Raw genomic sequence first — 25,402 nt, forward strand, 5'->3', positions numbered from 1 at the left:
TCGTACGCTGCGCGCCTGTCCACAGGTCCAGCCCACGACGTTACGGTCGGTCGCCTCGTCGAACGGTGATCAAGCCCCCACATGACCGCCGGCCCAGATTGGGTACGCCAGGCAGAGGTCGAGGGAGGGTGAGCGCTGCGGCATGCGCACTGAGCCATTCGGTGCGCCCAGCAGAGTGGAGGTTGACCATGTAGGTGGTTGATCGTCGTTCGTAAGCTCGTCGTCGCTTGCCGGTGGAAGTCCGGTCCGGGTAGCTGCCAGGAGGCCCGGTGGCAGACTGGCGGCTTCGTCTGGAAACGGGCGGGGTCGAAGCCCAGTGTCGAAGGCCCTGTAAGGGGGAGCGACTGAGCGGTCCGTAGCGTTAATGCGAAACCTGCGGCGTCGTTACTCAGCCGCCCGTGAGGGGTGGCACAGGGGGGAGCCGAGCCCTTCCGGATCGGGGTGAAGGCCATGGAAGCGGTGTAGCTCCTGGATTGCAGCCGTGAGGAACTCCCCGGCGTATGAGGGTGCGGAACGTTCAGATAGTGACGGCGGGAACTGGGGAGACCCTTCCCGGCCCAGTGACCTGCGGAGTTGGGTGTTGCCGGAGCGTGGCGTCCTATAACCGATGACCTCGGGAAGTGGATGGCCTGCCGGGTGGGTGTCGTACGCGGCCGTAGTACCGATCGAGCCGAGCGGACAACAGAACCGTCGGTGAGGGAAGGGCCGCTACTTCGTCGACGCGTGTGAGGTTGTGGAGGGGCCCGGTGAGTGCCGTTTTGGCTATTCCCGCCGCTGGTGGATCGATCCTGGATCCGGTCCGTGCCCTGCAGCATGCGCTCTACCGGGCGGCCAAGGCCGATCCCGGACGTCGGTTCCACGCGTTGCGAGACAAGGTCTTCCGCAGAGACGTCTTGTGGCGGGCGCGGGTCGCGGTGCGCCGTAACAACGGCGCGCCGGGCATCGACATGACCACTTTGGCGGAGGTTGAGCAGTACGGGGTGGCCCGGCTGCTGGACGAGTTGGCCAGCGAACTGCGGGACGGCAGGTGGCGGCCGTTGCCGGCGCGTCGGGTGTTCATCCCGAAGCCGGGCACCAATGAACAGCGGCCGTTGTCGATTCCTGTAGATATCGCAATCACAAGTTTCCCTTGCAGCAGAGGCACTTCCGCATATCTACACGCCGACCAAAAGCCGAACCTGACGATCACCGTGAATCACCAGGCTAGGCAGGTGGCCGAGGCGATCGTCTCCCAGCAGGACCAGCTCCGCGAGGCTCAGCGGCAAAGACCCGAGGGGCCAGCCACGCGGCCATGCGCGCCTTGACCTGTTCGGCCTGCTGCCGGCTGCCGGCTGCGGCACAGGGCGACCATGTCATCGGCGTAGACCACCAGAGCCGGGCAGCCTCGTTTCGTGCGAGCGGGATCGCTTGCCTCGTAACGGACTCCGGCCGCTTCCGTGGCGTGCTACGAACGGTGAGGCCGGTGGCTGGGGTGCCCCTCAGGGCACCCCAGCCGTGTCGATCAGGAGGTGGAGACGGCCAGGGTGGTGTAGCCGCCGTTGATGGTCCACACGGGCACTCCCCACCACCAGCGGTAGATGCACAGGGTGCTACCGCCGCCGATATAGAGGTATTCCGGGCCGGCGGCGGGGCTCGATGACTGCACGGTGAGTTCGCCGCTGCCGTTGCCCAGGTTGGTCGCGCACAGCTGGGTGCTCCCCCAGAACCAGGTGGAGTGGAGCTGCTGGCCGCCCGGCGCCAAGACTGTCGTGCCGCTGAGGTTGGCGGTGGTCGAGGAGTCCGGGCTGGCGTGTGCGGTCCCGGCGAGCGCGGCGACGAAGCCGGCAGCGAGTGCGGTGGTCGCGGCGGCACGGAGGACGATGTTCTTGGTCATTGTGATGCCTTCCTGTGTGTCCCGTCGCCTCAGGTGAGGCGTCTACGTGGAGCGTGCGCCACCCGGTTATTGGTCCGCGTGATGCTGTGGTCCTGAGTAGTCCGGGCACGTTGCCGGGAAACTTCGGGACATTGCAGGTTGTAACCGGGACGTCGCGGAGTTCAGACTGAATGGGCACTCAGAGGCGGTCGCCCTCGCTCGACGCGTCCGGGCCGCCCTATACCGCTCCTGGGGCGATGCTCGCGATAGGGGTGGTCCATGAGAGGCCGCACCGCTTCCCGGATCGCCTGGGCTCAATGGAGCCTGGCGGTTGCCTCAATCGCCGGGTCGATGGCGTTGCTGGTTCTCACCCGATCGGTGCCGGACGCCGAGGGAATGGACGACTGGTTGCAGCCGCTGATCCTGACGCCTGGATCGCTTGTGCTTCCGACGGTCGGCGTCGTACTTGCCGCTCGCCGGTCTGCCAACCCACTCGGCTGGTTGTTGTTGGGTATCGGGCTGGCGTGGAGCCTGAACGAGTTCATGCGCATTTACGCCGGGTACGCCCTCACGTATTCGCCAGGGTCGGTGCCGGGCGGGCTGGTAGTCGGCTGGGTCGCCTGCTGGAACTACGCGGTCGCCTTCCCGCTGATGCCGTTTGTCTTTCTGCTGTTCCCCAACGGTCGGCTGCCGTCACGGCGATGGCGCCTGCTCGCCTGGGCAGCCGGGACGACCGGTGTGATGATCCTACTGCTCGCACCGTTCCGCAGCGGCCCCTTGGAGTACTTCCCTGACATCGTGAATCCCGTCGGCGTCAGCGCGATCCCGCCTGACTTCGTGCGCTACGCGGCGCCCCCGTATTTCGTGCTCTTGTTCGCATGTACGGCATCTCTGGTAATCCGTCTTCGCCGAGCGGACGGCGATGAGCGGCAACAGTTGAAGTGGGTGACCGCTGCCGCACTTCTCTTTGGAGTCGAACTGGTAGTCGGACCCGCCTTCCTGCCGACACCCGTTCACTCGGTCCTTGACAGCCTCGTAGTGGTTGTATTCGCCGGTGCGGTTGGGATCGCGGTCCTCAAGTACCGGCTATACGACATTGACATACTGGTCAGCCGCTCGGTCGTCTACGGGACGCTGACTGCCGCGGTGGTCGGCATATACCTGCTGATGACAGGGTTGGGTGGCGCGGCTCTGGACGGCACCACAACGCTGCCGGCCGTCCTGGCGGCTGCGGTGGTAGCCATTGGTCTGACCCCGGCGAGGGACCGGCTGCAGCGGGCAGTGGATCGGCGGCTCCACGGGGAACGACGCGATCCGCTGCGTGCGGTCAGCCACCTCGGTGATTGCCTTGCCGAAACAGACGAGCCAAACCTACTGACCGCTGTCCTAACCAGCGTGAAGTGGGCCGTGCACGCCTCCGGTGTGAACGTGCTCGCACCCGATGGACGGGAACTTGGCACTGTTGGGGCCGGGGTGCGCAACGGCGAGTCGCTGCCACTGCGGGTTGGCGGCAGCCATATCGGCGTGCTGCGGGTAGCGGCCCGTGGGCCGCGTGACAGCTACAGCGACGCCGACCGCCACCTGCTCGCCGCTTTGGCGCCATCCGTCGCGGTTGTGGTGCGCGCACTGGACTTGACCGAGGCACTGGAGGTGGAACGAGACCGTGTCGTGGCGGCGACGACGGTGGAGCGTGATCGGTTGCGCCGGGATCTGCACGACGGCTTGGGACCATCGTTGTCGGGTGTCGGGCTCGGGTTGCAGGCCCTCGACGACGCGACGCGCGCCCGCGACACCAGCGCGGCCCTCCATCTGCTGGACCGCCTCCGCTCGGAGGTCAGCACCGCGGTTGGAGAGGTACGCCGGATACTCGACGAGCTACGCCCGGCCACCCTGGACGAGATGGGGTTGGTGGCAGCAGTGCGCCGCCACGCCGCGACCGTGACAGCGTCGCTACCGGTGGAGGTCACGGCAGCGGCCTTGCCGGTACTGCCGCCGCAGGTGGAGACTGCCGCGTACCGCATCGCTCAAGAGGCGCTGACCAACGCTGCCCGGCACGCCAAGGCGCACCACGCCTGGATCGACCTGACCACCGCCGACCACAGCCTCACCGTCACCATCACCGACGACGGACTCGGCCTCGGCGAGGCGCCCGACGGCATCGGCCTGGCGTCCATGCGCACCCGCGCTGAGGGCGTCGGCGGGCGCTTCCACGTCGAGACTGGAGCCGGTGGTGGGACCACAGTCACTGCCACCCTGCCGCTGGAGCCATCATGAGCCGCGATTCGCGAGTCCGCATCGCTGCCGCCTGGGCTGTGGTGTTGATTTGTACGGTGCTAGCAGGGCTTGTCGTGTGGGTTGCCTCGCGACATGGCGACCTGGTTTCCTCCAGCGACGGCGATCAGCTGGTGGGTCAGATCATCGCCGGTGTGCTGTGGACCGTGCCCGGTGCTGTCCTGGTTACGTACCGTCCGCGGAACATCATAGGCTGGCTACTCCTCACGGGCGGTACATGTAACGCCTTGTTCGTCGGGCTCATGGTCTACGGGTGGTACGGCCTGGTGATCGCCGATCCCTCATGGCCGACGGCACGGTGGGCGTTGACTGCCGGCGGAGGGCTTTCCATACCGGACTGGCTCCTCTTGCCGACTCTGCTGATCGCCTTCTACCCAGCCGGACGGCTGCCTGCGCGGTGGCTGCGGTGGCCCGTCGGCGGGGCAGCAGCCGGGATTCTGCTGCTCACCGTCGTTGCGTCCTTCGATCCTGAGGGCGGACTCGGCAGCGGCGGGCCAGCGTCAGTCCCAGTGGTCCTCCCCGACCCCGTACGGCATCTGTTGATCATGGGCGTCTGCCTGCCGTTGGTGGTGGTCTCCATAGTGGCCATCTGGGTCGGCACGGTCGTGCGTTTCCTGCGAGCGCGTTCGCTGCACCGCGACCAGCTCACGTTACTGGCATGCGTAGTCGGAGCATTCCTGATCGGCGCACTGCTGCCCGACTGGCCGCCCGTAGTGCTAACGATCATCGGGTCCTTGATTCCGGTAGCGATCGCGGTAGGGGTGCTGCGATACAGACTCCTGGGTATTGCGATAGTCCTTCGGCGTGGCCTCGTGTACGGAGCGCTGTCCACGACTGTGGTCGGCGTCTACCTACTGGTCAGCGCTCTGACCGCCCAGGCGCTAGGCGGCCCTCCGATTCCTGGTGTGGTGGCCGCCGCAGTCGTCGCGGTCGGCCTCACGCCGGCGCGTGACCAGCTGCAACAGGTGGTGGACCGATTCGTCGACGGTCCTCGGGCCGACCCCGTTCAGGCAGTCAGTCACCTCGGCGGCCGGGTCGCCGACACAGCACAAACCGAGCTACACACCGCGCTCGAGAGCGTCGCCGAGTCGGTCGGTGCCGTCGGCGCTGCGGTTGTCGCCTTGGACGGCCACGTCGTCTGCATCGTCGGAGGCCAGCCGACGAACCACACGATCGGGACGCTGCGTGCCGGCGGGCGTGACCTCGGCGCATTGCGGCTAGCGACTCGGTACCGTCCACCGCGGTCGCTCAGCGTGTCGGAACGCCACCTGCATGCCGCACTGACCGCACAGGTGGCTGTGGTGGTGCTGGCGCTCAACCTCACCGACGAGCTGAAGGCCGAAGGCGGCCGAGTCGTGTCCGCCACCCAAGCCGAACGCGACCGGCTTCGCCGCGACCTCCACGACGGACTCGGACCGTCCCAGTCCGGTGTCGGGCTCGGTCTGCAAGCTCTCACCGATACCGTCGACGCTGACAACATGACCGCCTGCGCTGCCCTGCTGCAACGACTCCGCGCCGAAGCCGTTACCGCCGTGCACGACATCCGCCGAATCATCGACGACCTACGTCCTGCCGCCCTCGACCAGCTCAGCCTGGCCGACGCCCGTCAGCAGAAAAGCCGCGTCGCTCTCAGGCCCGATGAACATTACCGTGACAGCCGGCAGCCCTCGCCGTCTACCACCGGGCGTCGAGAATGCCACCTACCGCATCGTGACCGAAGCATTTACCAACGCCGCTCGGCATGCTCACGTCCGGAATGCCGACGTCAGCATCACCACCGACAATCAAGCACTACACCTCACCGTTGCTGATGACGGCGAGTGCGGCGCGAACAGCGACTGACCAGGCGTCGCGCTCACCTCCATGCGTCACCGGGCCGAGACTCTCGGCGGACGACTAACCATCAACACCGGCATCGCCGGCACCATCATCACCGCGACCTTGCCGTTGGAGCAGCCATGACCGACACACCGCCGGTCCGCGTCGTCCTCGCCGATGACCACCCCATGTTCCGGTACGGGTTGACAGCAGCGCTCGCTAGCGCCGCAGAAGTGGAGATCGTCGGGGAGGCGGCCGACGGGCAGGAACTACTCGCCGTCGTTGACCAAACCCGCCCGGACGTCGTCCTGACCGACCTAACCATGCCAGGCATGAGCGGAGCAGCAGCCACCAAACAGCTCCTCGCCCGTTATCCCCAGCTCGGCGTCCTGGTAGTCACCATGCACGAGGACGACGAGTCCCTGTTGGACGCGATGCGCGCCGGCGCCCGCGGCTACCTACTCAAAGGAGCCGACCGCGCCGACATCGTCCGCGCCATCGTGGCCGTCGCCCGGGGTGAAGCCGTCTATGGCCCCGCCGTGGCTCGTCGGATCGCTGACTTCTTCACCCGTACCCAACGGGAGTACGTAGCCCAGGCGTTTCCCGAACTTACCGTCCGAGAACGCGAAGTCCTCGACCTCCTAGCCGCAGGATCCCGCAACCAGGACATCGCCCGCCGATTGTTCCTCTCCGAGAAGACCGTCCGTAACCACGTCTCCGCCATCCGGACCAAACTCCAGGTGCGAGACCGTGCCGCGGCCGTCGCCAAAGCGCGTGACGCTGGCCTCGGCAACCCTTCATGACCGTCCCGGCTGCGTCGCCGTGGTAGTGCATCAGATAACGGCACAAACAAACCCAGGCTCAGCCCGCGGCACTGCTGATCAACGCTAGGCCGAGCTTTGTGTTCCTGGTGGCGCGGGGCCAGGCTGGGGCGCGATCACGCAACCTCGTAGGCCCATGTCGCTGCCGGGTTGCCGACGGCGAGTCACGCGGCGGCCCTTCGGAGGCCCATCTGGCATTTTCGGCGTCCTCATGTCGAGTGTGGTTTCCGCTACGCTGAGGGACGTCACTCGGCTCTCGTTCTCCAACGGCGTTCAACCGGCCTCGCCGCCTCGACGCTTGGGACCACGAGTGGTGTTGACGCGGAGCAGGATAGAGGGGTGGCGTGACTAGCAGGCGTTTCGAGGAGCAGCGTGCAGAGAATCTTGAACGCGTCCGTCGAAACCTCTTGCCGGACTCGGTAGCTCGTCTGCTAGCCGTTGTCCAGGAACCGAGATGTGACGATGAGGCGTCGTCGGCGGAGTTCGACGCTTGTCTGGCCGCCGAGTTGACCCAACTGCGTGCTCGCCTCGATGAGACGTATTCGAATGGAACGGGCCGGGTCGGCGGAATCGTCGAGGCGGAGGCGAGCAGGGTTGCACGAGCGCTTCTCGCTGCCGCAGAGGCAGCCGGGATGACCGGAGCGGCCGAGTTGCTGCATTCCGCTCTCGGCCGATGCGCGGCGATTCCGCAGCAGTCGTCGCAGCCGTCCGCGCAACCGGAGTTCCCACAGCCGGTGCGGGTTCTGGACCCGGATACCGGACGGCCGATCGGTCTGTGGCGCTAGTTAGCGGATCAGCCGCGTTCCACCGGGAATCCGCTGAAAGCCCGGCATGAATCGTGCGATCCATGCCGCCAGGGTCTCCCACAGCAGCCCTGGGTCCTCGACGACGGTACCTCTGGCCGCGCACAGTTCGGTCAGGCGTTGGACCGCTTTGACGGTGGTCAGGTTGCTGCACTCCTGCGCGATGCGACCGGTGAAGCCTTGCCGCAGGATCGCTCCAACGTAGGCGTTGAACGCCGATTCGTTTTCGATGCCGCTGGGAATCCCCAGTGCTTGCAGTTCGGGCCGCAGGTAGTCGGTGAGGTCCTTTTCGCGTTGCCCAGAGTAGACGAGCCAGAGCACCTCCGGCATCCGGTAAGAGGGCAGCCAATCTGTTCGGTCCATCGGTTCGGCAGCGGCCTGCAGTGGTGCTGTGGGGAGTGCAGCGGCGGCGGCCAGAACAGCGTCGCGATCGGCTTCCGTGGCGGTCGACGATGTTGCCCGCAGCACGGATATCAGCGCGACCAGGGCTGGGTCGCTCGGTGAGGTTCCGACCAGGATTTCGACGGCGCCGGGATGGTCCCATCCGAGGCCATTCCCGGTGACATTGGCGGAGCCCACCAAGGCGGATGAGCCGGTCATGTAGGCCTTGGCGTGCATGACCGGATGCAGCGAGACGGTTCCACCGCGTGCGCCCACCAGGTCGAAGATGTGCGGGTCGCTGACCCCGGCGACGACCTCGTCCGGTCGCCACCGGGTGTACACCTTGAGTTCGGCGTTCTGCGGCAGCGCCGTGAGGATCGGTCTGATGCCGGCTGTGGTGATGAACGGCGAGACGATCGTCAGCTCGGTGGCCGCAGCAACGAGTTCGAGGACCCGGAGTCCGCAGCGCCGAGGATCGACGTTCGATGGCGTCATGCACCGCCCTCGTGGTCGTCTTCGGCGTTGTCGCCGAAGAGTTCGGCAGCCTTGAATGCAGCGTCTTGCACCGTTTCGGCTAGGCGCTGACCCCACTGGTCGCGGATCTGCTTCCAGGTACCCGCGAGCGGGTGACCTTGGTACTCGTTCTCGCATCGGGCGTAGGCCAGCAGGAGCCAGGTGATGGCGTCAGCGCTCTTGGTGAGCAGCCGCTTGGCTTCCTCCTCGCTCATCGCAGCGATGTCCTCGCCGGAGGCCCGCAGCGGATCGATGATGGCCTGGTAGGCGGGGTGGGCGTTGTTCAGGCACAGCAGCTCCAGGTTCATGGCCTCGTCGGGCCGGAAGAACGCGGGTACGTGCTTCTCGGGCTGCGTCACGATCTGAACGGTCACGCCACGCTTGTAGTTCTCAATGATGATCTTGCGGGTTTGGTCGGGGACGTCGTCCGCCTTGAGCTTGTTCTCGATGGCGCCGGCGGCCTTCTCCGGGTCCGGGTCATCCGCGAACTTCTTCTCTCCGGGCGTGGGGATGACGGTAGAGCGCGTCTTCTTGATGTTGGAGGCGACGCCGGCGATGTTCGGCGGTGCCGAGCGGCCTCGCGATGCCGCGTCACGGCCTTCCCGGCCTTCTTGCCGTAGGGCACGCACGAGCAGCAACAGTTGGTGGGCCATCCCGTACAGCTCGGCGATCGGGTGCTCTTCGTCGAAGAGAGCCTCCTGTAGGGCTTCTTGCTTCGGCAGATCGTAGGTGCGCGCGAGTTGCAGCGCCTGGGTGAGGTTGGGAACGTCCTGCTTGTTGTTCGTCACGCCGAAGATCTCGTCGAGATCAGGGCTGAACGAGAGCTCCACACCCCACCACCGGTCGGTGGCTTCCTCGTTCAGGGTCTGTTCCAGGACGAGTTCGCGGCCGGCGCGCACGACCGAGATCCCGGCGTTGTCGCGGGCGTGGCGGCCCTGGTGGGTGCCCTTACCGGGGTTTCTGCCCGGCCGTGCCTCGGGCCGGGCCAGAGACAGGCGCGCGTACACCGTGGAGTTGCCTTTGCCGTCCGGACGCGCGATCTCGAACTCACGAGAGTTGTGGTGTTCGGTGAAGGGCGCACTGTCAGTGACAGGAATGTACTTCTCCTCCTCACCGTCCGGCCCGGCCTGTTCCCAGAACTCGAGCGTGGTCTGGTCTGCCGGCAGCAGGTACAGCGGGTCGTTGGGGCGGACGTCGTGGAACTCGATGAGCCCGCCGATCATGTCGGCGTCGACAATTGCGATTTTGATTTGCCGGCGTTCGGAGTCGGCGGTCAAGAAGTTGCGGTAGACCCGTCCGAGCAGGTATTCCGCGTGCTTGAGGATGGTGCCGGCCGTGGTCCAGCGGACCCTGTCGAGCGCGGACCAGCGGATCGCGGTGCCACCGTAGAGCGGCTGCCCCATCGAGGTGTCCGCAGTGGCATGCTGTTTGAACACGTCGAGGACCCAGTCGGGCATGGCCTCGTAGCCGGACTCGCCGGGATGGGTAGGCCACGGGACGGTGAGTGTGGATCCCTTGCCGGAGCGCGAGAGTTTCTTCAGGTCGAGATATGTGTGCGAGGCGTTCTCGGGCTGTGACTTCTGCCAGGTCCAGACATCAGTCTTCTCGCACTGCGAGACGCTGGCCTGCGGCAGACCCATGCCGAAGCGGCCGATGCCCGATCGGTCGTCGTACTTGCCGGACCCGCCGAACGACAGGGCGAGATTGACGGCTTGATCCGTCATTCCGGTGCCGTCGTCGATGACCCAGATCTCGTCGGCGCGTTTGGTGGCACGCAGCTTGCCCTGCACCAGGCGCTGCACAATGACCAACAGGACGGTGCGTGCCTGACCCCACTGGAAAGAGTTGTCGATTAGTTCCGCGAGGGCGTAGTCGGTGCCCTTGTAGCCGGTGTCCCGTATGGACTTGACGGTCTGCTCACCGGAGAGGAGCGGAGCTTCTTGATGGGTGTCGGGTGTTACCACAAGTCCTCCCAGTGGGTGAAGGCGGCGGCGATGGAACCGAAGGCGGGGACGGCGGGGTCGACCACGGTGACGACGACGGCTTTCCTGTTGCCGCCGGCTTTGGGGCCGCGGATACCCCGGCCGACCATCTGGCTGTACAGCACGAGGGACCGCGTCGGACGTGCGATCACGACGGCGCTGGTCTGCGGGGCGTCGAAACCTGTGGTCAGCACGCCGTAGTTGACCAGCACGCGAGGAATCGGCGCCGGGCTCTTGTACATCCGGATCGCGGTGTCCCGAAATTCGGGCACCGTCGTACCGTCCACCGCATCCGCGAGGACACCGACCGACCGCAGTGCCGCCGCCAGCGCATGCGCCAGTTCCACCGAGGCGGCGAACACGATGATCCGGCGGTGCGACTCCCCGACCAGCTGCAGGGTGGCGCCGAGCACCTCCTGCATGTAGTCATCCTGGTTGAGGCCGATGTCGTCCGGTTCGTCGTCGCTACCGTCCGAGTCGTCGTCCTCCGGCAGGTCTCCGAGGAGCCGGAACTCGGGTTCGGCGAGGTAACCCTGACGGATCAAGTAGGCGACCGGGTTGTCCGCGCCTTCGGCAGCGGTATCGAGTTCCACCTTCGTGTGCTCGAAGAACTCGGCAAGATTTTCGTCCGACCGTCCTCCGAGGAACGTTCGCCCCGGGGTCGCGCTGAGACCGATGATGGGAGTGACCGGCTGCCCGGCGGCGGAAAGCTGCTCCACCACATGCCGGTAGGTGCGGGCGACCGCTTGATGCGCTTCGTCGAACACGATGAGCCCGACACGGCGGCCGAGGCCCGGAATGAAGCCGGGGTCGCTGCGACGCGCGTGAACGGTCTGCAGACTGGCCACGATGAGACCGTCAGTGATGTTGGTGAAGTCGGCGTCCTGACCACCCCAGGCCGAGACGATCGGCACGGGTCGATCACCCAGCAGCGACCATGCCTTGTGGAACTCGCGCGCCGCTTGGTCCAGCAGCTCCCGGGTGGAAGCGAACCAGAGCACGACGCGGCCCTCGTTCTCGCGCAGATAGTCGCAGACCATGCTCATCGTGGTGCGGGTCTTGCCGGACCCGGTCGGCATGTGCAGCAACAGCCGGGTACGGCCCAGCCGCAGAAGCTCGCGAGTCCGGACCACGGCACGGCGTTGATGCGGAAACAGCCCGTACGCCGGCGTCGCGCCGGCCGGCGCCTGCGCCGTGCTGTCGCTGCGGACTTCGGGAAGCCCGAGAAATACCGCAACGGCGCCCGCGTTCGCCGCAATCGCCTTGCTGTCCAGCTGATCGGGGGCCAGCGAGAATCGGGCGGCCAGGTCGCGGCGTTGTTCATCCGGAAGCTCGCCGGGAAGCACGCCAGCCTCAGCGAGGCGGCGGACAGCGCTGCTTGGATCACCTAGGCACGCCGCTGCCACCACCGCGTTGATGGGCGCCTGCCGGACGAGCCCACTGTCGACGAGACGCCCAATCGCACGCTGTACACGATCGTCGATGAAGCTCGCGGTCCGGTCGGAAGCGCGTAGCAAGTCGAAGATTGTGTACGTCATCGCCGCGGTCCCGCACCATCAATCAGGGCAACGCCGGCGGGCGAGCGGCGGCCGAGAGCGACAGGTCCGCGGCGCCGGGCACCTGTCGACGGCACGGCGGTGTAGATCATCTAGGTGGCATCCTCCGCGCGCATCGCGTTGAGTTCGCTGGTCACGTGGTCATGGAACGGATGCCAACGACATCGACCCAAGCACTCACTCTATCGCGACGGCGCACCGAACGGGACCGCGACCCATCGGGGCGCCGGGCATTCCGTGCCGTTCCTCAGCCGCTCCGGACGTCGTTGAACCCCGACGCGACGAGGCGGCTCAAATCGGTCATCGGGGCATCACACCAGAACACCCGTACGGTAACGTTACGGCCCTAGATCACGGCTGGTGGCTTGCGTCGCGGCTCCGAAACGAGCCACCAGCTATAGGATGGGCCGACGACGGAGGGAGAAGGATGGGGCAAAAATGTACCGATCCTTTCATCTACCTCGATTACAACGCCACGGCCCCCGTGCGTCCTGAAGCGGTGGCCGCGACCACCGCGTCGCTCGCCGCTGTCGGAAACGCATCGAGCGTCCACACCGCGGGCAGGGACGCCGCGTCCACGGTCGATCAGGCGCGCGAGCGAGTGGCGGCCTTGTTGGGCTGCTTGCCGAACGAGTTGATCTTCACGTCGGGGGCGACGGAAGCAAACAACCTTGCCATCCGGTCGGCCGCGACGCACGGGCGAAGCCTGGTGGTCAGCGCAGTGGAACATCCGGCGGTGAGCGAAGCGGCAGCCGCGGTAGCCAACAGCGTCGCCGGCAAGGTGTACACGATCGGGGTGCACCGCGACGGCACCCTGCGACTCGACGAGCTAGAGGAAGCTCTCGCAGCCTCACCCGTCCTGGTTTCGGTCATGGCGGCGAACAATGAGACTGGAGTCCTCAACAATCTCGATCTCGTGGTGCGACTCGCGCACGAAGCCGGAGCGCTGGTGCACTCGGACGCGACGCAACTCGTGGGTCGGCTCCCGATCGATCTCAGCAAGCTGCGGCTCGACCTGCTGTCGCTGTCCGGCCACAAGTTCGGTGCTCCGCAAGGGGTGGGAGCGCTGTTCGCGCGGCGAGGCACGGTGCCGGCCATCCGGCCACTGGCCTACGGTGGCGGTCATGAACGCGGACGCCGGCCGGGGACGCTCAACGTGCCAGGGATCGCCGGTCTCGGCGCCGCAGCGCAAGCCGCCCGACGTGACCTCGAACAGGAAGCGGCCCGGATCAAGGTACTGCGCGACCGGTTCGAGACCGAGGTGATGACCGCGGTGCCCGGCACGCGTCGCAACGGTCACCCCGACCAACGTCTGCCCGGCGTTTCGAGCCTCACCTTCGACGGTCTGCCGGCCGACGCGCTCCTGGCCGCCATGCCCGGCCTCGCCGCATCCGAAGGCAGCGCCTGCTCGTCGGGGGCGCTGGAACCGAGCCACGTCCTGCTCGCCATGGGTCTGAGCCGTGACGAGGCCGACTGCACGATCCGGTTTTCTCTCGGCCACGCCACCACCGCCGATGACATTGACCGTGCCGTTCGCTGCGTGACCTACGCCACGCACCTAGTTCGCGCCGCCCTGCACCCGAACACCACCACGACTGCCCCCGCCCACTCCGGGGGACAGGAAGGAACGCGGAGACACGATGCTTGAAACCAAGCTCAAGGACGTCGCTGAGCCGTCGTTCTCCCGCCACGAGACCTTCCACCCCCGGTTTGGGTGGCTCCTCAAGGCCTACACCGCGCTGACCAACCCGGACATCGGCAACGACGTGTTCCTGCGCGACAACGCGACCGTGACGCTGGGTGTTGGCAAGAACATGGTCAACGCCATTCGGTTCTGGTCCTACGCGTTCAAGCTGACCGTGGAGTACCCCAAGGACCCGACTTCGCGGGCAAACGTCGCGTCACCGACTTGGGAGGCGCACTGGCTACTCGATGAGAACGGCGCCGACCCCTACCTGGAGGACACCGCGAGCCTGTGGCTGCTGCACTGGTGGCTGCTGGCGAAGCCTTGCTACACCCCGACCTGGTGGGTCGCCTTCCACGCCCAGTCCACCTCCCGGTTCAAGACGGCCGATCTGACCGAGACCACCTTGCGGCACGTCCGGCTGGCCGGCTGGGAACCCCCCGTCGAAGCATCCGTGGCCAAGGATGCCGACTGCCTTACAAAGATGTACGGCCGCCGGGACGAACAACCCGCCAAGGGCTCCCGGATGGGATTCGAGGACATGCTGGACTCCACGTTTCGAGAACTCGGCCTGCTGGAACCGATAACCTTCGGACGCGCGAATTCCGTCGATTCCTGGAAGTTCACCAGCAACGCCCGTACGTCGCTGCCGCCCGCCCTCGTCACCTACGCCTGCCTGGACTACGCGGCGCGCAGCGGGGCCCAGCAGGGCGGCTCGATAGCCGTAGCCCGCCTGGCGAACGAGCCCGGCGGGCCAGGAAAGGCATTCCGTCTCAGGGAACCAGAGATCGTCAACGCTCTGCAGGACACCGCCGGGGCGCACCCCCAGCTTGAGCTGATCGAGGGCATCGGGCAGCGCAGCCTGGGCTTCAACGCCCACCCCAAGGATCTCGCGTGGGACGTGCTGGACAACTACTACGGTGGGGTCCGCGCCCGCGACGGCTTCCCCGACCGGGAGACGTGGTACCGCATGCAGCCGCCCGGCATGCTGCGCGAGATGCGCCGCCGTGGCCGTACCGATCTGCTCGACCAGCCAACAATCGACCAACTCGCAGGAGCGCTGCTATGACCGCACCCGGCACCTCGCCGACCGCCAGTCCGCAGGCGCCCACCGGGATCAGCATCGTCAGCAGCCGGCTGCGATCAACGAATATTGAACGCGACGTCCGCGCCGAGCACCTCGGCCCCCTACACGTCGGTATCCGCGCACAGGATGTGCTGGACAGAGTCACCGCCGCACTGGAAGACCAGGGACGCACCCGCGCCTGGTCACTCACCGGCCCCTACGGATCAGGCAAATCCACGCTGGCGCTCGTCACGACATCGCTGCTCGGCCACGCCGGCGGCCGCCGTTCCGAAGCCGAGAAGTTGCTTACCGAGGCCAGCCCCATCCTTGCCCGACGGCTAATTGCCGCTCGTGATCAGATCGCACCGGATGGGTTCATCACCTGCGTCACCACCGCACGACGCGAACCCCTGCTCGCCAGCGTCGCCCGCGCACTGCTCGAAGGCGCCTCCCGCACGTGGTCCGACGACGCCATGCCGGCTCCGGTGCGACACACGCTCGCGTCCCTCACCTCCACCGGGTTCGGCCACCAGCAGCTTCTGAGCGCGGTGCGGACACTGTGTGAACAGGCCCCAGTCCTGCTAGTTATCGACGAGTTTGGCAAGTCCCTGGAACACCTCGCCGCACACGGCGACTTCAGCGACGCCAGCAGCGACGTCTTCCTGCTGCAGGAACTCGCGGAACTCGGCGCCGGCGCGCGCGGCGTGCGGCTCTACCTGATCACGATGCAGCACCTGTCCTTTGGTGACTACGCGTCCCGCTCGAATACGCTGCTCACCCGCGAATGGGCCAAGATCCAGGGCCGGTTCGAGGACATCCTCATGACGGTCCACCTTGGCGACACCGTCGAGCTGGTCCGCCGAACCATCGACCACAGCGGCGTCACCGCCAAGGGTCGCAAGCTCATCACCGAACACGCTGCCGCCTCGGCCCGCGCCTGGACCGACCGCGGCCTCGAAGGCATCCTCGCTGCGGACCAGGAATTCTTCGCACAGGTTTACCCTCTGCACCCGCTGACCACCGTCGTCGCGCCGCTGCTGGCCGCCCAGATCGGGCAACACGACCGCAGTATGACGGGTTTCATCGCCAACGACGAACCGCACACCGCACGCCGATTCCTGGCCAGCTTCGCCACCGACAAGCCGACCACGGCCTCCACCATCCGCATCGCGGACGCCTTCGACTTCTTCTTTACCGCCGGCCGCACCACCGTCCTGGCCTCGGCCAACGCCAGCCGATGGATGGAGATCGACAACCGCATCGCGGAGGCACACGGCCTTCCCGAACACGATCAGGTTATCCTCAAGACCGTCGGCATGCTCAACCTCGTAGACGCCTCCGGCGCTCTGCGAGCCAGCATGGACACCATCCTGTTCGCGCTGACCGACCCCACCGCGCTCAACGACACCGCCACCCGGCAACGTCTCGCCGACCAGGTCACCAGCCTCGTCGAACGCGGCTTCCTGGTGTACCGGCAGTTCAGCGATGAATACCGGGTCTGGCAAGGCAGCGATGTCGACCTCACCGCACATATCGAGCAGCTGATCAGCAGCTGCGACGACCACGCCGCCGTCAAACTCATCTCTGACTACCTGCCTCCCGCGGTGGTGGCCGGCAAGCACAGCCAGCGCACCGGCATGTTGCGCTATTTCATTACGAAAGCCACCGACGCGGAGACGCCCAACGTCGAAGGGCCGTCGGCCGACAACGCCGAGGACGGCATGCTGCTGTTCCACTTCGGCGCGCGGGACACCATCCCCGCGGTCCGGACGGAACGCCCTGTCGTCGCCGGCACCACCGAACACGCCGACAAGGTTCTCAACACTGCCCGCTACCTTCACGCCCTGAACGAGCTCCCGGCCCACGTTGAGCTCGACGGCGTTGCCAGCGCCGAGGTGAAGGAACGTATCGCGCAGGCCAGTGCCGAACTCGCTACCCGCGTCGCAGAAGCTTTCCTGCCGAGCCAGATGGCTCCCAAGTGGTACCTCGTGCCGGCAACCACCGGAGCCGCGACCTGGTCTGCTTCCTGCGAACGAATCAGGGGCCGCAGCCTCGCCGAACTCGTCTCCAAGGCGTGCGACAGCGTGTTCCCCGACGCGCCGCACATCCGTAACGAGATGCTCGGCCGGCACAAACTGACCAGCCAGGCAGCCAAAGCCCGGCGGGAACTCATCACCGCCATGATCAATTCGCCGGGCCTTCCGTACCTTGGCATCGAGGGCTACGGGCCGGAACGCGCCATGTACGGCGGCGTACTGGAGTACCTGCGCCTACACCGCCCCACCACGGCACGGCCCGACGAGGCTGGGCAGCTGACGTTCGGCTTCTGCGAACCCGAGCCACCCACGCCGACCAAGAAGAATTCGCTGTACCCCGCCTGGACGGCGATGCGACAACAGCTGTACGCCGCCACCGAGCAGCCGCTGCGCCTCGATGCCGTCTACAACCTGCTGGAAGCACCACCGTTTGGGATGCGCCCCGGCGTCATCCCGATCATCGTGCTGACCGCGCTCATCATCGGCAGGCAGGACCTCGCGCTCTTCGAGGAAGGGACCTACCAGACGAGGCTCACCGACGCACTCGCCGAGCGGATGCTCAAAGCGCCGGAACGGTTCGCGATTAAGGCCATGGGTGTACAGACCGGCCCCCGCAAGCTTGCGGTCGACGAGATCGCGCAGGAGATCGGCGCACGGATGCCCGCAGCGCCCCCGGCGAACGCCCGCAACGTGGCGCCCCTGGCGATTACCCGCGAGCTGCTCGACCGCGCTCGAACGCTGTCCTCGTACGCCGACCGCACCCAGCAGATCCCTAAGCAAGCCCAAGCAGTACGCCAGGCACTCAAGACCGCCCGCGAACCCGACACCCTGCTGTTCACCGACCTTCCCTCCGCACTCGGACTCAAGCCGATCCCAGCCGATGGGCCCACTGACGAGCAGACCGCACGGCGGTACGCCGCATCCTTGAGCAAGGCCCTCACCGAGATCAGCCGCGCCGACGCCCGCCTACGTGACCAGGTCGTCAAAACCATCGCTGCCGCGTTCCACATGCCCACGAACCTCAGCAAAGTACGCGAGCGCCTCGCCGCCTATACGCAGCCGCTCGCCGATGTGACCCTGGTGGAAGCGAAGCTGCGCGGCGTCATCACGCTGGCCCAGGACACGGCGCTAACCGACGACGAGTGGCTCGACCCGTTCGTCGTCCGGGTCGTCGGCCGCGGCCTGTCCGACTGGCGCGACGGTGACATCACCATGTTCGCCGTAGAGGTCCGCGCCGTCGCCCGCTCCATCGAGCGGCTGGCCAACCTGCACCAGCCGAGCAGCCCACAACCCGCCGGCTCCACCTTCGTCTCCCAGACGATCACGCTCACCCACCCCGACGGCCAGGAGCTCCACACCGTCGTCCACCTCTCCGACGACGAGCGCACAAACGCCCAGGCGTTGCTGCCGGAACTGATCGCCCTGGCCCGTAAGAGGATCGGCGAGAATGGTGAACGGGCCCTGCTTGTTCTACTCGCCGAGAATGTCATGGCCGAGAGGGACACTGGCAACGACGGCGCATCACGCACGCGAAGGAAGCCCATCCGATGACCGCACCACGGCAACGTACTTCCAACGAGACCCGCCACGTCCTCGGCATCTCCGGAGGCAAGGACTCTTCCGCCCTCGCGATCTACATGCGCGGCAAGGTGCCGCAGATGGAGTACTTCTTCTGTGACACCGGCGCCGAACTGCCCGAGACGTACGACTATCTCAACCGCCTCGAAGCCGCCCTCGGCAAGCAGATCGTCCGGCTCAACGCCACCCGCGACTTCGACCACTGGCTGCAGGTCTACCAGGGCACGCTGCCGAGCGCATCCATGCGGTGGTGCACCAAGAACCTCAAGATCAAGCCGCTCGAGGAATGGCTCGGTGACAGCCCCGCCATCTCCTACGTCGCCATCCGCTCCGACGAGAACCGCCTCGGCTACGTCAGCACCAAGCCCAACATCAAGGCCGTGTTTCCCTTCCGGGAAGACGGCATCGACCGCGATGGCGTCAACCGCATCCTCGACGAATCGGGTATCGGCCTGCCGGCCTACTACGAATGGCGCACCCGGTCTGGGTGCTACTTCTGCTTCTTTCAACGCAAGCACGAATGGGTCGGCCTCGCCGATCGTCACCCCGAACTATTCGAACGTGCCGTCGACTACGAAGATAAGGTCAACTACCAGGCGACCGCCATGCAAGGCCGCCAGTACACCTGGTCACAAGGCGAATCTCTGCGCGAACTTCTCGACCGGCGCGAAGCCATCGAAGAGCGACATGTCGCCGCGCTTGCCCGCGCGGCGGACAAACCCCGGCCTAATCTGCCCCTGATCGAAGTCCTCACCGATGCCCTCGACGAGGACAGCGACGAGGCAGGCTGCGCCGTCTGCCACCTCTAACTGTCCGGGCATATCTGCGCCAGCACCAACAGCACATCCGGATCCCGCAGCAGTCTATTGAACGGCTGATACCACCATGACCGGCACGCTGCCGCACTCGCGAAGACACCGATTGCGGCGGCGTGCCGACTCGCCGTATGCACGATCAACGCAATCACGCTCACGCCAGCAGCCGGCTCGTCTGCCTCAGACAGGACCAGGACGACATCCCTCGACAACTCGACCAATGCCTCAGGCTCACGGAAGGTTCCTGTCGACCGATGAACCCCGGCGGGACCGATCAAGGTCGCGCCGAAGCGCAAATCATCTCCGAGCGACGTTCGGAGTACGAGTGACAATTCCCCATTGCCAAGTAAATGTGCTCTCAAGGACATCTATTCTCCAGGGGCTAGTTCTACCGCTGGACAGTGACCCGTGCGTCAACCCGGACAGTCAAGTCGAACGAGCGTCGTCAACGTAGAAATGGCGATAAATTCCTGGACAATTGAGGCTGGCGATTGCATTTTAGAGCCGATTGGGTGCATAGCATTCGTCGCACTCCGCGCGTAGGCTTCGGATCCCGGCGACGAGGATGCACAATCCCAGCCATGGACAGCACTCAGGTGGCACCGCGCAGCCGGCAGCCAGGATGCGCCACAGGCCGGCTCAGCCGTACCCCCTGGCATCGGCCGGACACTTTCGCGGCAGGTCGATGACGTATGGACACCGAGCAGGAGATCCCCCGACACCGCACCGCGATTGCCCGGCCTGACTTAAGCAAACCCATCGCGCGGGCACTCGCGGACGGCGTCATCACGACGAACTCCAGCCTCTTCGACTACGGATGCGGCCGGGGCCTCGACGTAGTGCGACTACGTGCCCTCGGCTACGAAGCCGACGGCTGGGACCCCTCACACCGCCCCGCCGCGCAGATTCGCCCCGCCGACGTCATCAACCTCGGCTACGTCGTAAATGTCATCGAGAACCCGGCGGAGAGGGCGCACACGCTGCGTACCGCTTGGCAACTCGCGCGAAAAGTTCTGATCGTAGCGGCCCGGCCAGACTGGGAAGCGCGCACCGTGGCGGGAAAACGGCATGGCGACGGCATCCTGACTACTCGCGGAACATTCCAAAAGTTCTTCACACAAGAAGAACTCCAGGCTTGGATCAAAAATGAACTCCACACGGAGTGCATCGCTGCAGCCCCCGGCATCTTCTACGTGTTCCGCGACGAGATCTATGCGCAGTCACTACTTGCCTCCCGCACCCGGCGCCGCTCGGCACCTCTGCGGAGGCCGAAGCTGCGCCAAGTCCTCTACGACGCGCACCGCGAGATCATGGAGGAGATCCACGGCTTCGTTACCGATCGAGGTCGACTGCCCGACCTGTGGGAACTCAACGGCAGCGCCGATCGGCTTGCTGCCGCATCGCTCTCGATCAAGCGAGCAGCCGCTATCCTTCGCCAGATTGTTGGCGCAGAGGACTGGGACAGGGATCTAGAGGTCGCCCGCGACCGTGCCCGACAGGACCTCCTCGTCTATCTGGCCCTTTCTGCCTTCACCAAGCGGCCAAGAGCCTCACAGCTGCCCCGAGACGTCGCACTCGACATCAAGACCCTGCTCGGCTCCTACAGCGCGGCGTGTGATCGCGCCGACCTGCTGCTGCACAGCGTCGCAGACCAGAGCGCGGTGAACGCCGCTTGCGCCAAATCCATAATCGGCAAATTGACGCCCGAAGCGCTCTACATCCACCAGGCCGCATCGCAACAGCTAAGCCCGATCCTGCGCGTTTACGAAGGATGCGCCCGAGTGCTGACTGGCAACGTCCCCGACTCCAACATCATCAAGTTGTCGCGCACCGCTCCAAAGGTTTCCTACCTTTCATATCCGACCTTCGACCGGGATCCGCATCCCGTGCTCGCCACGTCGCTACGCGTCGACCTGCGTCGCCTCGACGTCAAGTACACGGACTTCCGCGAGTCAACCAACCCGCCCGTACTGCATCGCAAGGAAACCTTCGTCCCCGACGACTACCCGCAGCGAGAGAAGTTCGCCCGTCTGACCCGGCAGGAAGAGCGAGCAGGCTTACTTGACGCAAGCAGCTCCATTGGCACTCGGGAAGGCTGGCGAACGCGGCTCGACAGCTGCGACTACCAGGTACAAGGCCACAGGCTCGTACGTAAGCCGCCCGTACCAGGCTGACAATTGGGTGGTGTCGCGTGACAGGGGCGGTCGTCCCGGCCTCCGAGCTTGTCCGCTAGCCTGCATCGAGCAGCTGCCGCTGTGGCCCGACGGCGAGGGCCCCAACCTGATCCTCGATGACGGTGGCGAGGTGCCCCGCAGTCCTCGCGGCAGCTGACCGCACACGACACGTGCTCGCTGGCTAGGCCTCGGCGACGCTGAGGAATTTGCTCATGCCATTGACGCCATGACTGGAGGTGTCCGTTGCAGCCCCGAGCTGGGATTCGTCGGGTCGGACATGCCTGTCATGAACGTGTCGTGCGGTTCGTAGCGGAGCCGGCTGGGATAGCGGCTCCTGGCGCCGGCGTTAACCAATTGGCGTTGTGATCAGCCGAGTGCGCCGACGTGAGCTACTCGGCTGAGCCGCTGGGACCGCGCCTTCATGTGTGCCGAGTCCACATGGGCCGCGTGATAGTTAACTACCGTTATCGCGGTCGGCATGATGGATGTGTGGGGGCATGTGCGGCGGCAGCGTCCGTTCAGTGACGGTGCACGACGGTGGTCGGCACCCGAACCAAACTCTTGAGGAGGCCGCGCATGGCCAAGACGCTGAGCTACACCGACGCCGCGCGACTGCTCGGTGGGCAGAACAGCTCCGTCGTTACTGCGCTCGACCAGATCACCGGAGGGCTAATGCTGGCGGCGGTGCCGGCTTTCCCTGCGGTGCTCGGCTGGTTCGACGCAAAGGCCGAGTTCGTCCGGCTCGGCCACGAGCTGGTGCGCGCGTTCACAGAGCGGCATGCGGGCCTGTCCCGGTACGGCCGAACGCAGCGAATCGAGGCTGCGCTGTCCGTGCTGGTAGTGACCGCGTACTTCGAAGAGTTGGCTGCGACGGACTTGCCGTTCCGCTTCGCAGACCTCGAACTGACCCGTAGAGAGCAGCAGGCACTCGCGTCAGCCGCGGATCGCGACGCTGCTGGAGACGTAGCTGCGGCTGGCCTGGCCTACCCAGTGCCGTTGCCGCGGCCCTATGAGTCCGACGAGCGGTTCCGTCAGCGACTGGTGGCCTACTACGGGGACCTGTCGGCGGCTGTGATCTCGTTCATTCGGGGCCTGACAATCGGCGACCGGCTGACCGAGACCGCCCAGCAGCGGACTGTGGCAGTGTTCGATGGTCTGAGCGAGCGGGCAATCGAGCGATACGTCGAACTGTCCGACCGGCTTGCTGTCGATTTCCCCGAGGTGGCGCTGTGGTCGGCACGCCGGGGTCAGGCAGCCACGCGGGCGGAGGTGCGGGACGTCGGAGAGGCACTGGCGGGGGTACATCGCTTGCTTACCGACATCTCAACCGGCCGGGTTCCCGACGAGCGACGGGCGGGATTGGCCACAGCCTACCGGTCTGCGTTGGGTCGCCCCATCGTTGAGTCCACCGACGCTCCGCCCGGGCTGCGGATCCCAACGCTGGCACAGGCTTACGTGGAGCCTCTGTTCCGGGTCGCAGAGGTCGGAACCGGCGTCCGGCCGAGCGACGAGCAGTGGTGGGCCGAGCAGCCGATCCGGGCCGATCTTGAGGAGTTCATTACCGGGTACCTGACCTCGCCACAGGCGATGGTCGCACCGCTCCTAGCGCTCGGCCAGCCGGGATCGGGAAAGTCGGTGCTCACCACGGTGTTGGCCGCCCAACTACCGGAGGCCGACTTCCTCCCGATCCGGGTCGTCCTGCGCGAGGTACCGGCGGACGCGGACCTCCAGGATCAAATCGAGCACGCGGTCCGGGCGGCTACTGGCGAGCGGCTGGAGTGGCCTGCTTTGGTCCGCTCCGCCGTGGATGCCCTGCCGGTTGTGCTGCTGGACGGGTTCGACGAGCTACTCCAGGCGACCGGGGTTAGCCAGACCGACTACCTAATGAAGATCGCTCAATTTCAGCGCAGGGAAGCTGTTCAGGGTCGACCGTTGGCGGTCGTAGTAACCAGTCGCACTAGCGTCGCAGATAGGGCTCGGTCACCTGAGGACACGGTCGCGCTGCGCCTGGAGCCATTCGATGATGATCGTGTTGCGGCGTGGCTGGCTACCTGGAACGCCGCCAACGCGCAAGGCTTCGCCTCTCTCGGGCTCGCCCCGCTGCCCGCGGCTGCAGTGCTGCGCCACCGGGATCTGGCCAGGCAGCCGCTGCTGCTGATGATGCTCGCCCTGTACGACGCGGACGGCAACGCGTTGCAGCGGATCGCGGGCGAGATAGGGCGTGGCGAGTTGTACACGCGGCTGCTCCGAAACTTTGCCGCGCGGGAGGTAACCAAGCATCGGCCTGGGCTGGACGAGCAGGATCTGGACCAGGCGGTTGAGGAAGAACTGCACAGGCTATCGGTCGTAGGCCTGGCAATGTTCAATCGGGGCACTCAGTGGATCACTGAGGCGGATCTGGAGGGCGACTTCACAGCCTTCTTCGGCTCGACGCCGACACCGGACCGTCCCGGTCTGCGCGCGCCGCTAGGCGCGGCGGAGACCATGCTAGGCCGATTCTTCTTCGTCCACCGCTCGCAGGCGTTCCGAGACGACGTTGAGCTACGGACATATGAGTTCCTTCACGCGACGTTCGGTGAGTTTCTAGTGGCCCGGCTGGCATGGCTGGCGCTACGGGAGATCGCGGCTCGGGAGGCCGCATCGACGTTCGCACTGAGCCCTGCGGCAGCCGATGACGACAGGCTTCACGCGCTGCTCTCGTTCGCGCCGCTGTCAAACAGCGCACCAATTCTGGCCTTTATTGCGGAACATGCTGAGGGTCTACCGCTCGCCGAGCGAGGCAAAATGGTCGACCTAGCCGTTCGGTTGTTTCGCGCCGCCCACCAGCCTCGGCCACTGCGTGCCCATGCTGGGTACGAGCCCCGCCGCTTGCCCGTCACTACTCGGCATGCGGTGTACAGCGTCAACCTTGTGCTGCTGGCCGTCTGCATAGCAGAGTCGCTAACCGGTGCCGAACTGTTCGGTCCTCATACCGATCGGGTGGGCGCATGGCACCGTGAGGCACTGCTCTGGCGCTCACAACTTGGCAGTGAGGACTGGTCCGGGATCGGGCATGTGCTAGGGCTCCACCGAGTATGGGACGGCAGCCAGCGCGACGTGCGGCTTGAACTAGCCACCGGCGACATCAAGCCGCCCCCAATCGACCCGGCGTGGACGTACGACCTGCGGGATGCGCGGGACCGGATCGATGTGTATGCGCAGCACAGCCCGGACGTACTGAACCGTAAGGGATACCTGCAATGCGGGAATCTTGATGACGTTGCTCTGCATGCGTTGGCGCCGCTGCTCAGTCACCTCGGCACAACGGTGAACACATACGTCGAGTCGGGTGATGAAGGATACGTCTCGGCCGCGCATGCACTGTTGAACGCCTGGCTACTTCCGCTCCACACGGCGACTAACGAGGAACGACGCAGGGCGTACCTGCGGTGCATTGGGATTGCGGCAATGCTAGCGTCTGTCGACGAGCAGACTCGTTACGTCCAATTTCTGCTCGACCGCCTTGCCACGGATCCCGGCGCAGATTCGTCTTTGGTTGTCAGCGTGCTAACGCTAATCAGGAATTCCCCGACCCTTGAGATAAACGAGGAGGTAAAGGCAGCCGCCGCCCGCTGCGGCCTGACAGTTCTGGACCAACCCCCGTCCGAAGGCACGTCGGACGACGAGCAGGTTTCCTACGTACTGCTTGCCCTGCTCTCGTGGCCCTCCGAACAGGACTCTTTGCCGGTCGCGCAGGCGTGGATACGGCTGGCGGAACTCGGCTTCTTTATCGAAGATCATCATGTCGACGGCTGGCCAGCGTGGCCTGAGCTGACCGAGCGTCTGGTCCGCGCCACCCGGCGCGCCCGCCAACGGGCACGGACAGCGGCCCGACGAGCGACTGTTAGTCGACGTCGGCCTTGAGGGCGTTGGCCTCATGACGTGAGGGTCGTAGTCTCGGAGCGTTATTCAGAACGTGGTTATCCCCAGGTTCGGTAGATCTCCAGTCCGGTGACGGTGCGTAGGACTTCGGGAAAGTCGGTGAGGCGTCC

At 65.9% G+C, this 25,402-nt stretch carries 14 protein-coding genes; 10 read left to right on the forward strand and 4 right to left on the reverse strand.

Going from position 1 to position 25,402, the window contains the following annotated elements:
* Positions 1 to 746 precede the first annotated feature (746 nt).
* The gene (locus tag QMG73_RS04535) at positions 747 to 1,304 is read left to right on the forward strand and encodes a reverse transcriptase family protein (RefSeq protein ID WP_281892616.1); all 558 of its coding nucleotides are present in this window, start codon (positions 747 to 749) and stop codon (positions 1,302 to 1,304) included.
* A gap of 197 nt (positions 1,305 to 1,501) precedes the next feature.
* Here the strand turns inward: QMG73_RS04535 and QMG73_RS04540 are convergent, their stop codons facing one another.
* Complete coding sequence (locus QMG73_RS04540; protein WP_281892618.1) at positions 1,502 to 1,873, reverse strand: hypothetical protein; 372 nt, start codon at positions 1,871 to 1,873, stop codon at positions 1,502 to 1,504.
* Between the two features lie 330 nt (positions 1,874 to 2,203).
* Between QMG73_RS04540 and QMG73_RS04545 the strand changes: the two genes are divergently transcribed.
* The 3 genes from QMG73_RS04545 (at position 2,204) to QMG73_RS04555 (ending at position 6,765) form a co-directional block, all read left to right on the forward strand.
* Positions 2,204 to 4,126: a sensor histidine kinase gene (locus tag QMG73_RS04545; RefSeq protein WP_281892619.1), complete on the forward strand. Its 1,923-nt coding sequence runs from the start codon at positions 2,204 to 2,206 to the stop codon at positions 4,124 to 4,126.
* Positions 4,123 to 5,955 (forward strand): histidine kinase, encoded by a 1,833-nt coding sequence (locus QMG73_RS04550; protein WP_281892621.1) that lies wholly within the window; start codon positions 4,123 to 4,125, stop codon positions 5,953 to 5,955. The genes QMG73_RS04545 and QMG73_RS04550 overlap by 4 nt, the downstream gene beginning before the upstream one ends.
* A 147-nt stretch (positions 5,956 to 6,102) precedes the next feature.
* Positions 6,103 to 6,765 (forward strand): response regulator transcription factor, encoded by a 663-nt coding sequence (locus tag QMG73_RS04555; RefSeq protein ID WP_281892622.1) that lies wholly within the window; start codon positions 6,103 to 6,105, stop codon positions 6,763 to 6,765.
* Between the two features lie 803 nt (positions 6,766 to 7,568).
* On the opposite strand, the gene QMG73_RS04560 is transcribed toward QMG73_RS04555, so the two are convergent.
* From QMG73_RS04560 to QMG73_RS04570, 3 genes are read right to left on the reverse strand one after another with little or no spacing between them, the layout of a single operon-like run.
* Positions 7,569 to 8,462, reverse strand: coding sequence for a phospholipase D-like domain-containing protein (locus QMG73_RS04560; protein WP_281892623.1), 894 nt, complete (start codon positions 8,460 to 8,462; stop codon positions 7,569 to 7,571).
* Entirely contained in the window at positions 8,459 to 10,444 is a 1,986-nt protein-coding gene (locus QMG73_RS04565) for an ATP-binding protein (protein WP_281892625.1), read from the reverse strand. The genes QMG73_RS04560 and QMG73_RS04565 overlap by 4 nt, the downstream gene beginning before the upstream one ends.
* On the reverse strand, positions 10,438 to 12,000 hold the full coding sequence (locus QMG73_RS04570; protein ID WP_281892626.1) for a DEAD/DEAH box helicase: 1,563 nt from the start codon (positions 11,998 to 12,000) through the stop codon (positions 10,438 to 10,440). The genes QMG73_RS04565 and QMG73_RS04570 overlap by 7 nt, the downstream gene beginning before the upstream one ends.
* 445 nt (positions 12,001 to 12,445) lie before the next feature.
* On the opposite strand from QMG73_RS04570, the gene QMG73_RS04575 reads away from it, so the two are divergent.
* The 6 genes from QMG73_RS04575 to QMG73_RS04600 all read left to right on the forward strand — a co-directional run bounded on the left by QMG73_RS04575 (position 12,446) and on the right by QMG73_RS04600 (position 25,274).
* Positions 12,446 to 13,666, forward strand: coding sequence for a cysteine desulfurase family protein (locus QMG73_RS04575; protein WP_281892628.1), 1,221 nt, complete (start codon positions 12,446 to 12,448; stop codon positions 13,664 to 13,666).
* Positions 13,659 to 14,771 (forward strand): DUF4007 family protein, encoded by a 1,113-nt coding sequence (locus tag QMG73_RS04580; RefSeq protein ID WP_281892630.1) that lies wholly within the window; start codon positions 13,659 to 13,661, stop codon positions 14,769 to 14,771. The genes QMG73_RS04575 and QMG73_RS04580 overlap by 8 nt, the downstream gene beginning before the upstream one ends.
* Positions 14,768 to 18,355 carry a P-loop NTPase family protein gene (locus QMG73_RS04585; protein WP_281892632.1) on the forward strand — a complete coding sequence of 1,196 codons (3,588 nt, stop codon included), beginning with the start codon at positions 14,768 to 14,770 and terminating at the stop codon, positions 18,353 to 18,355. The genes QMG73_RS04580 and QMG73_RS04585 overlap by 4 nt, the downstream gene beginning before the upstream one ends.
* Positions 18,352 to 19,191, forward strand: a complete 840-nt coding sequence (locus tag QMG73_RS04590) for a phosphoadenosine phosphosulfate reductase family protein (protein WP_281892633.1) — start codon at positions 18,352 to 18,354, stop codon at positions 19,189 to 19,191. Before QMG73_RS04585 ends, QMG73_RS04590 begins: the two co-directional genes overlap by 4 nt.
* A gap of 698 nt (positions 19,192 to 19,889) precedes the next feature.
* A complete protein-coding gene (locus tag QMG73_RS04595) occupies positions 19,890 to 21,371 on the forward strand; it encodes a DNA phosphorothioation-associated putative methyltransferase (protein WP_281892634.1) in 1,482 nt (493 codons plus the stop codon).
* A 576-nt stretch (positions 21,372 to 21,947) separates the two neighbouring features.
* The gene (locus QMG73_RS04600) at positions 21,948 to 25,274 is read left to right on the forward strand and encodes an NACHT domain-containing protein (protein ID WP_281892635.1); all 3,327 of its coding nucleotides are present in this window, start codon (positions 21,948 to 21,950) and stop codon (positions 25,272 to 25,274) included.
* Positions 25,275 to 25,402: the final 128 nt, after the last annotated feature.

It is taken from the genome of Phytohabitans aurantiacus (assembly GCF_027923225.1).
In the GTDB taxonomy this organism is placed as follows: domain Bacteria; phylum Actinomycetota; class Actinomycetes; order Mycobacteriales; family Micromonosporaceae; genus Phytohabitans; species Phytohabitans aurantiacus.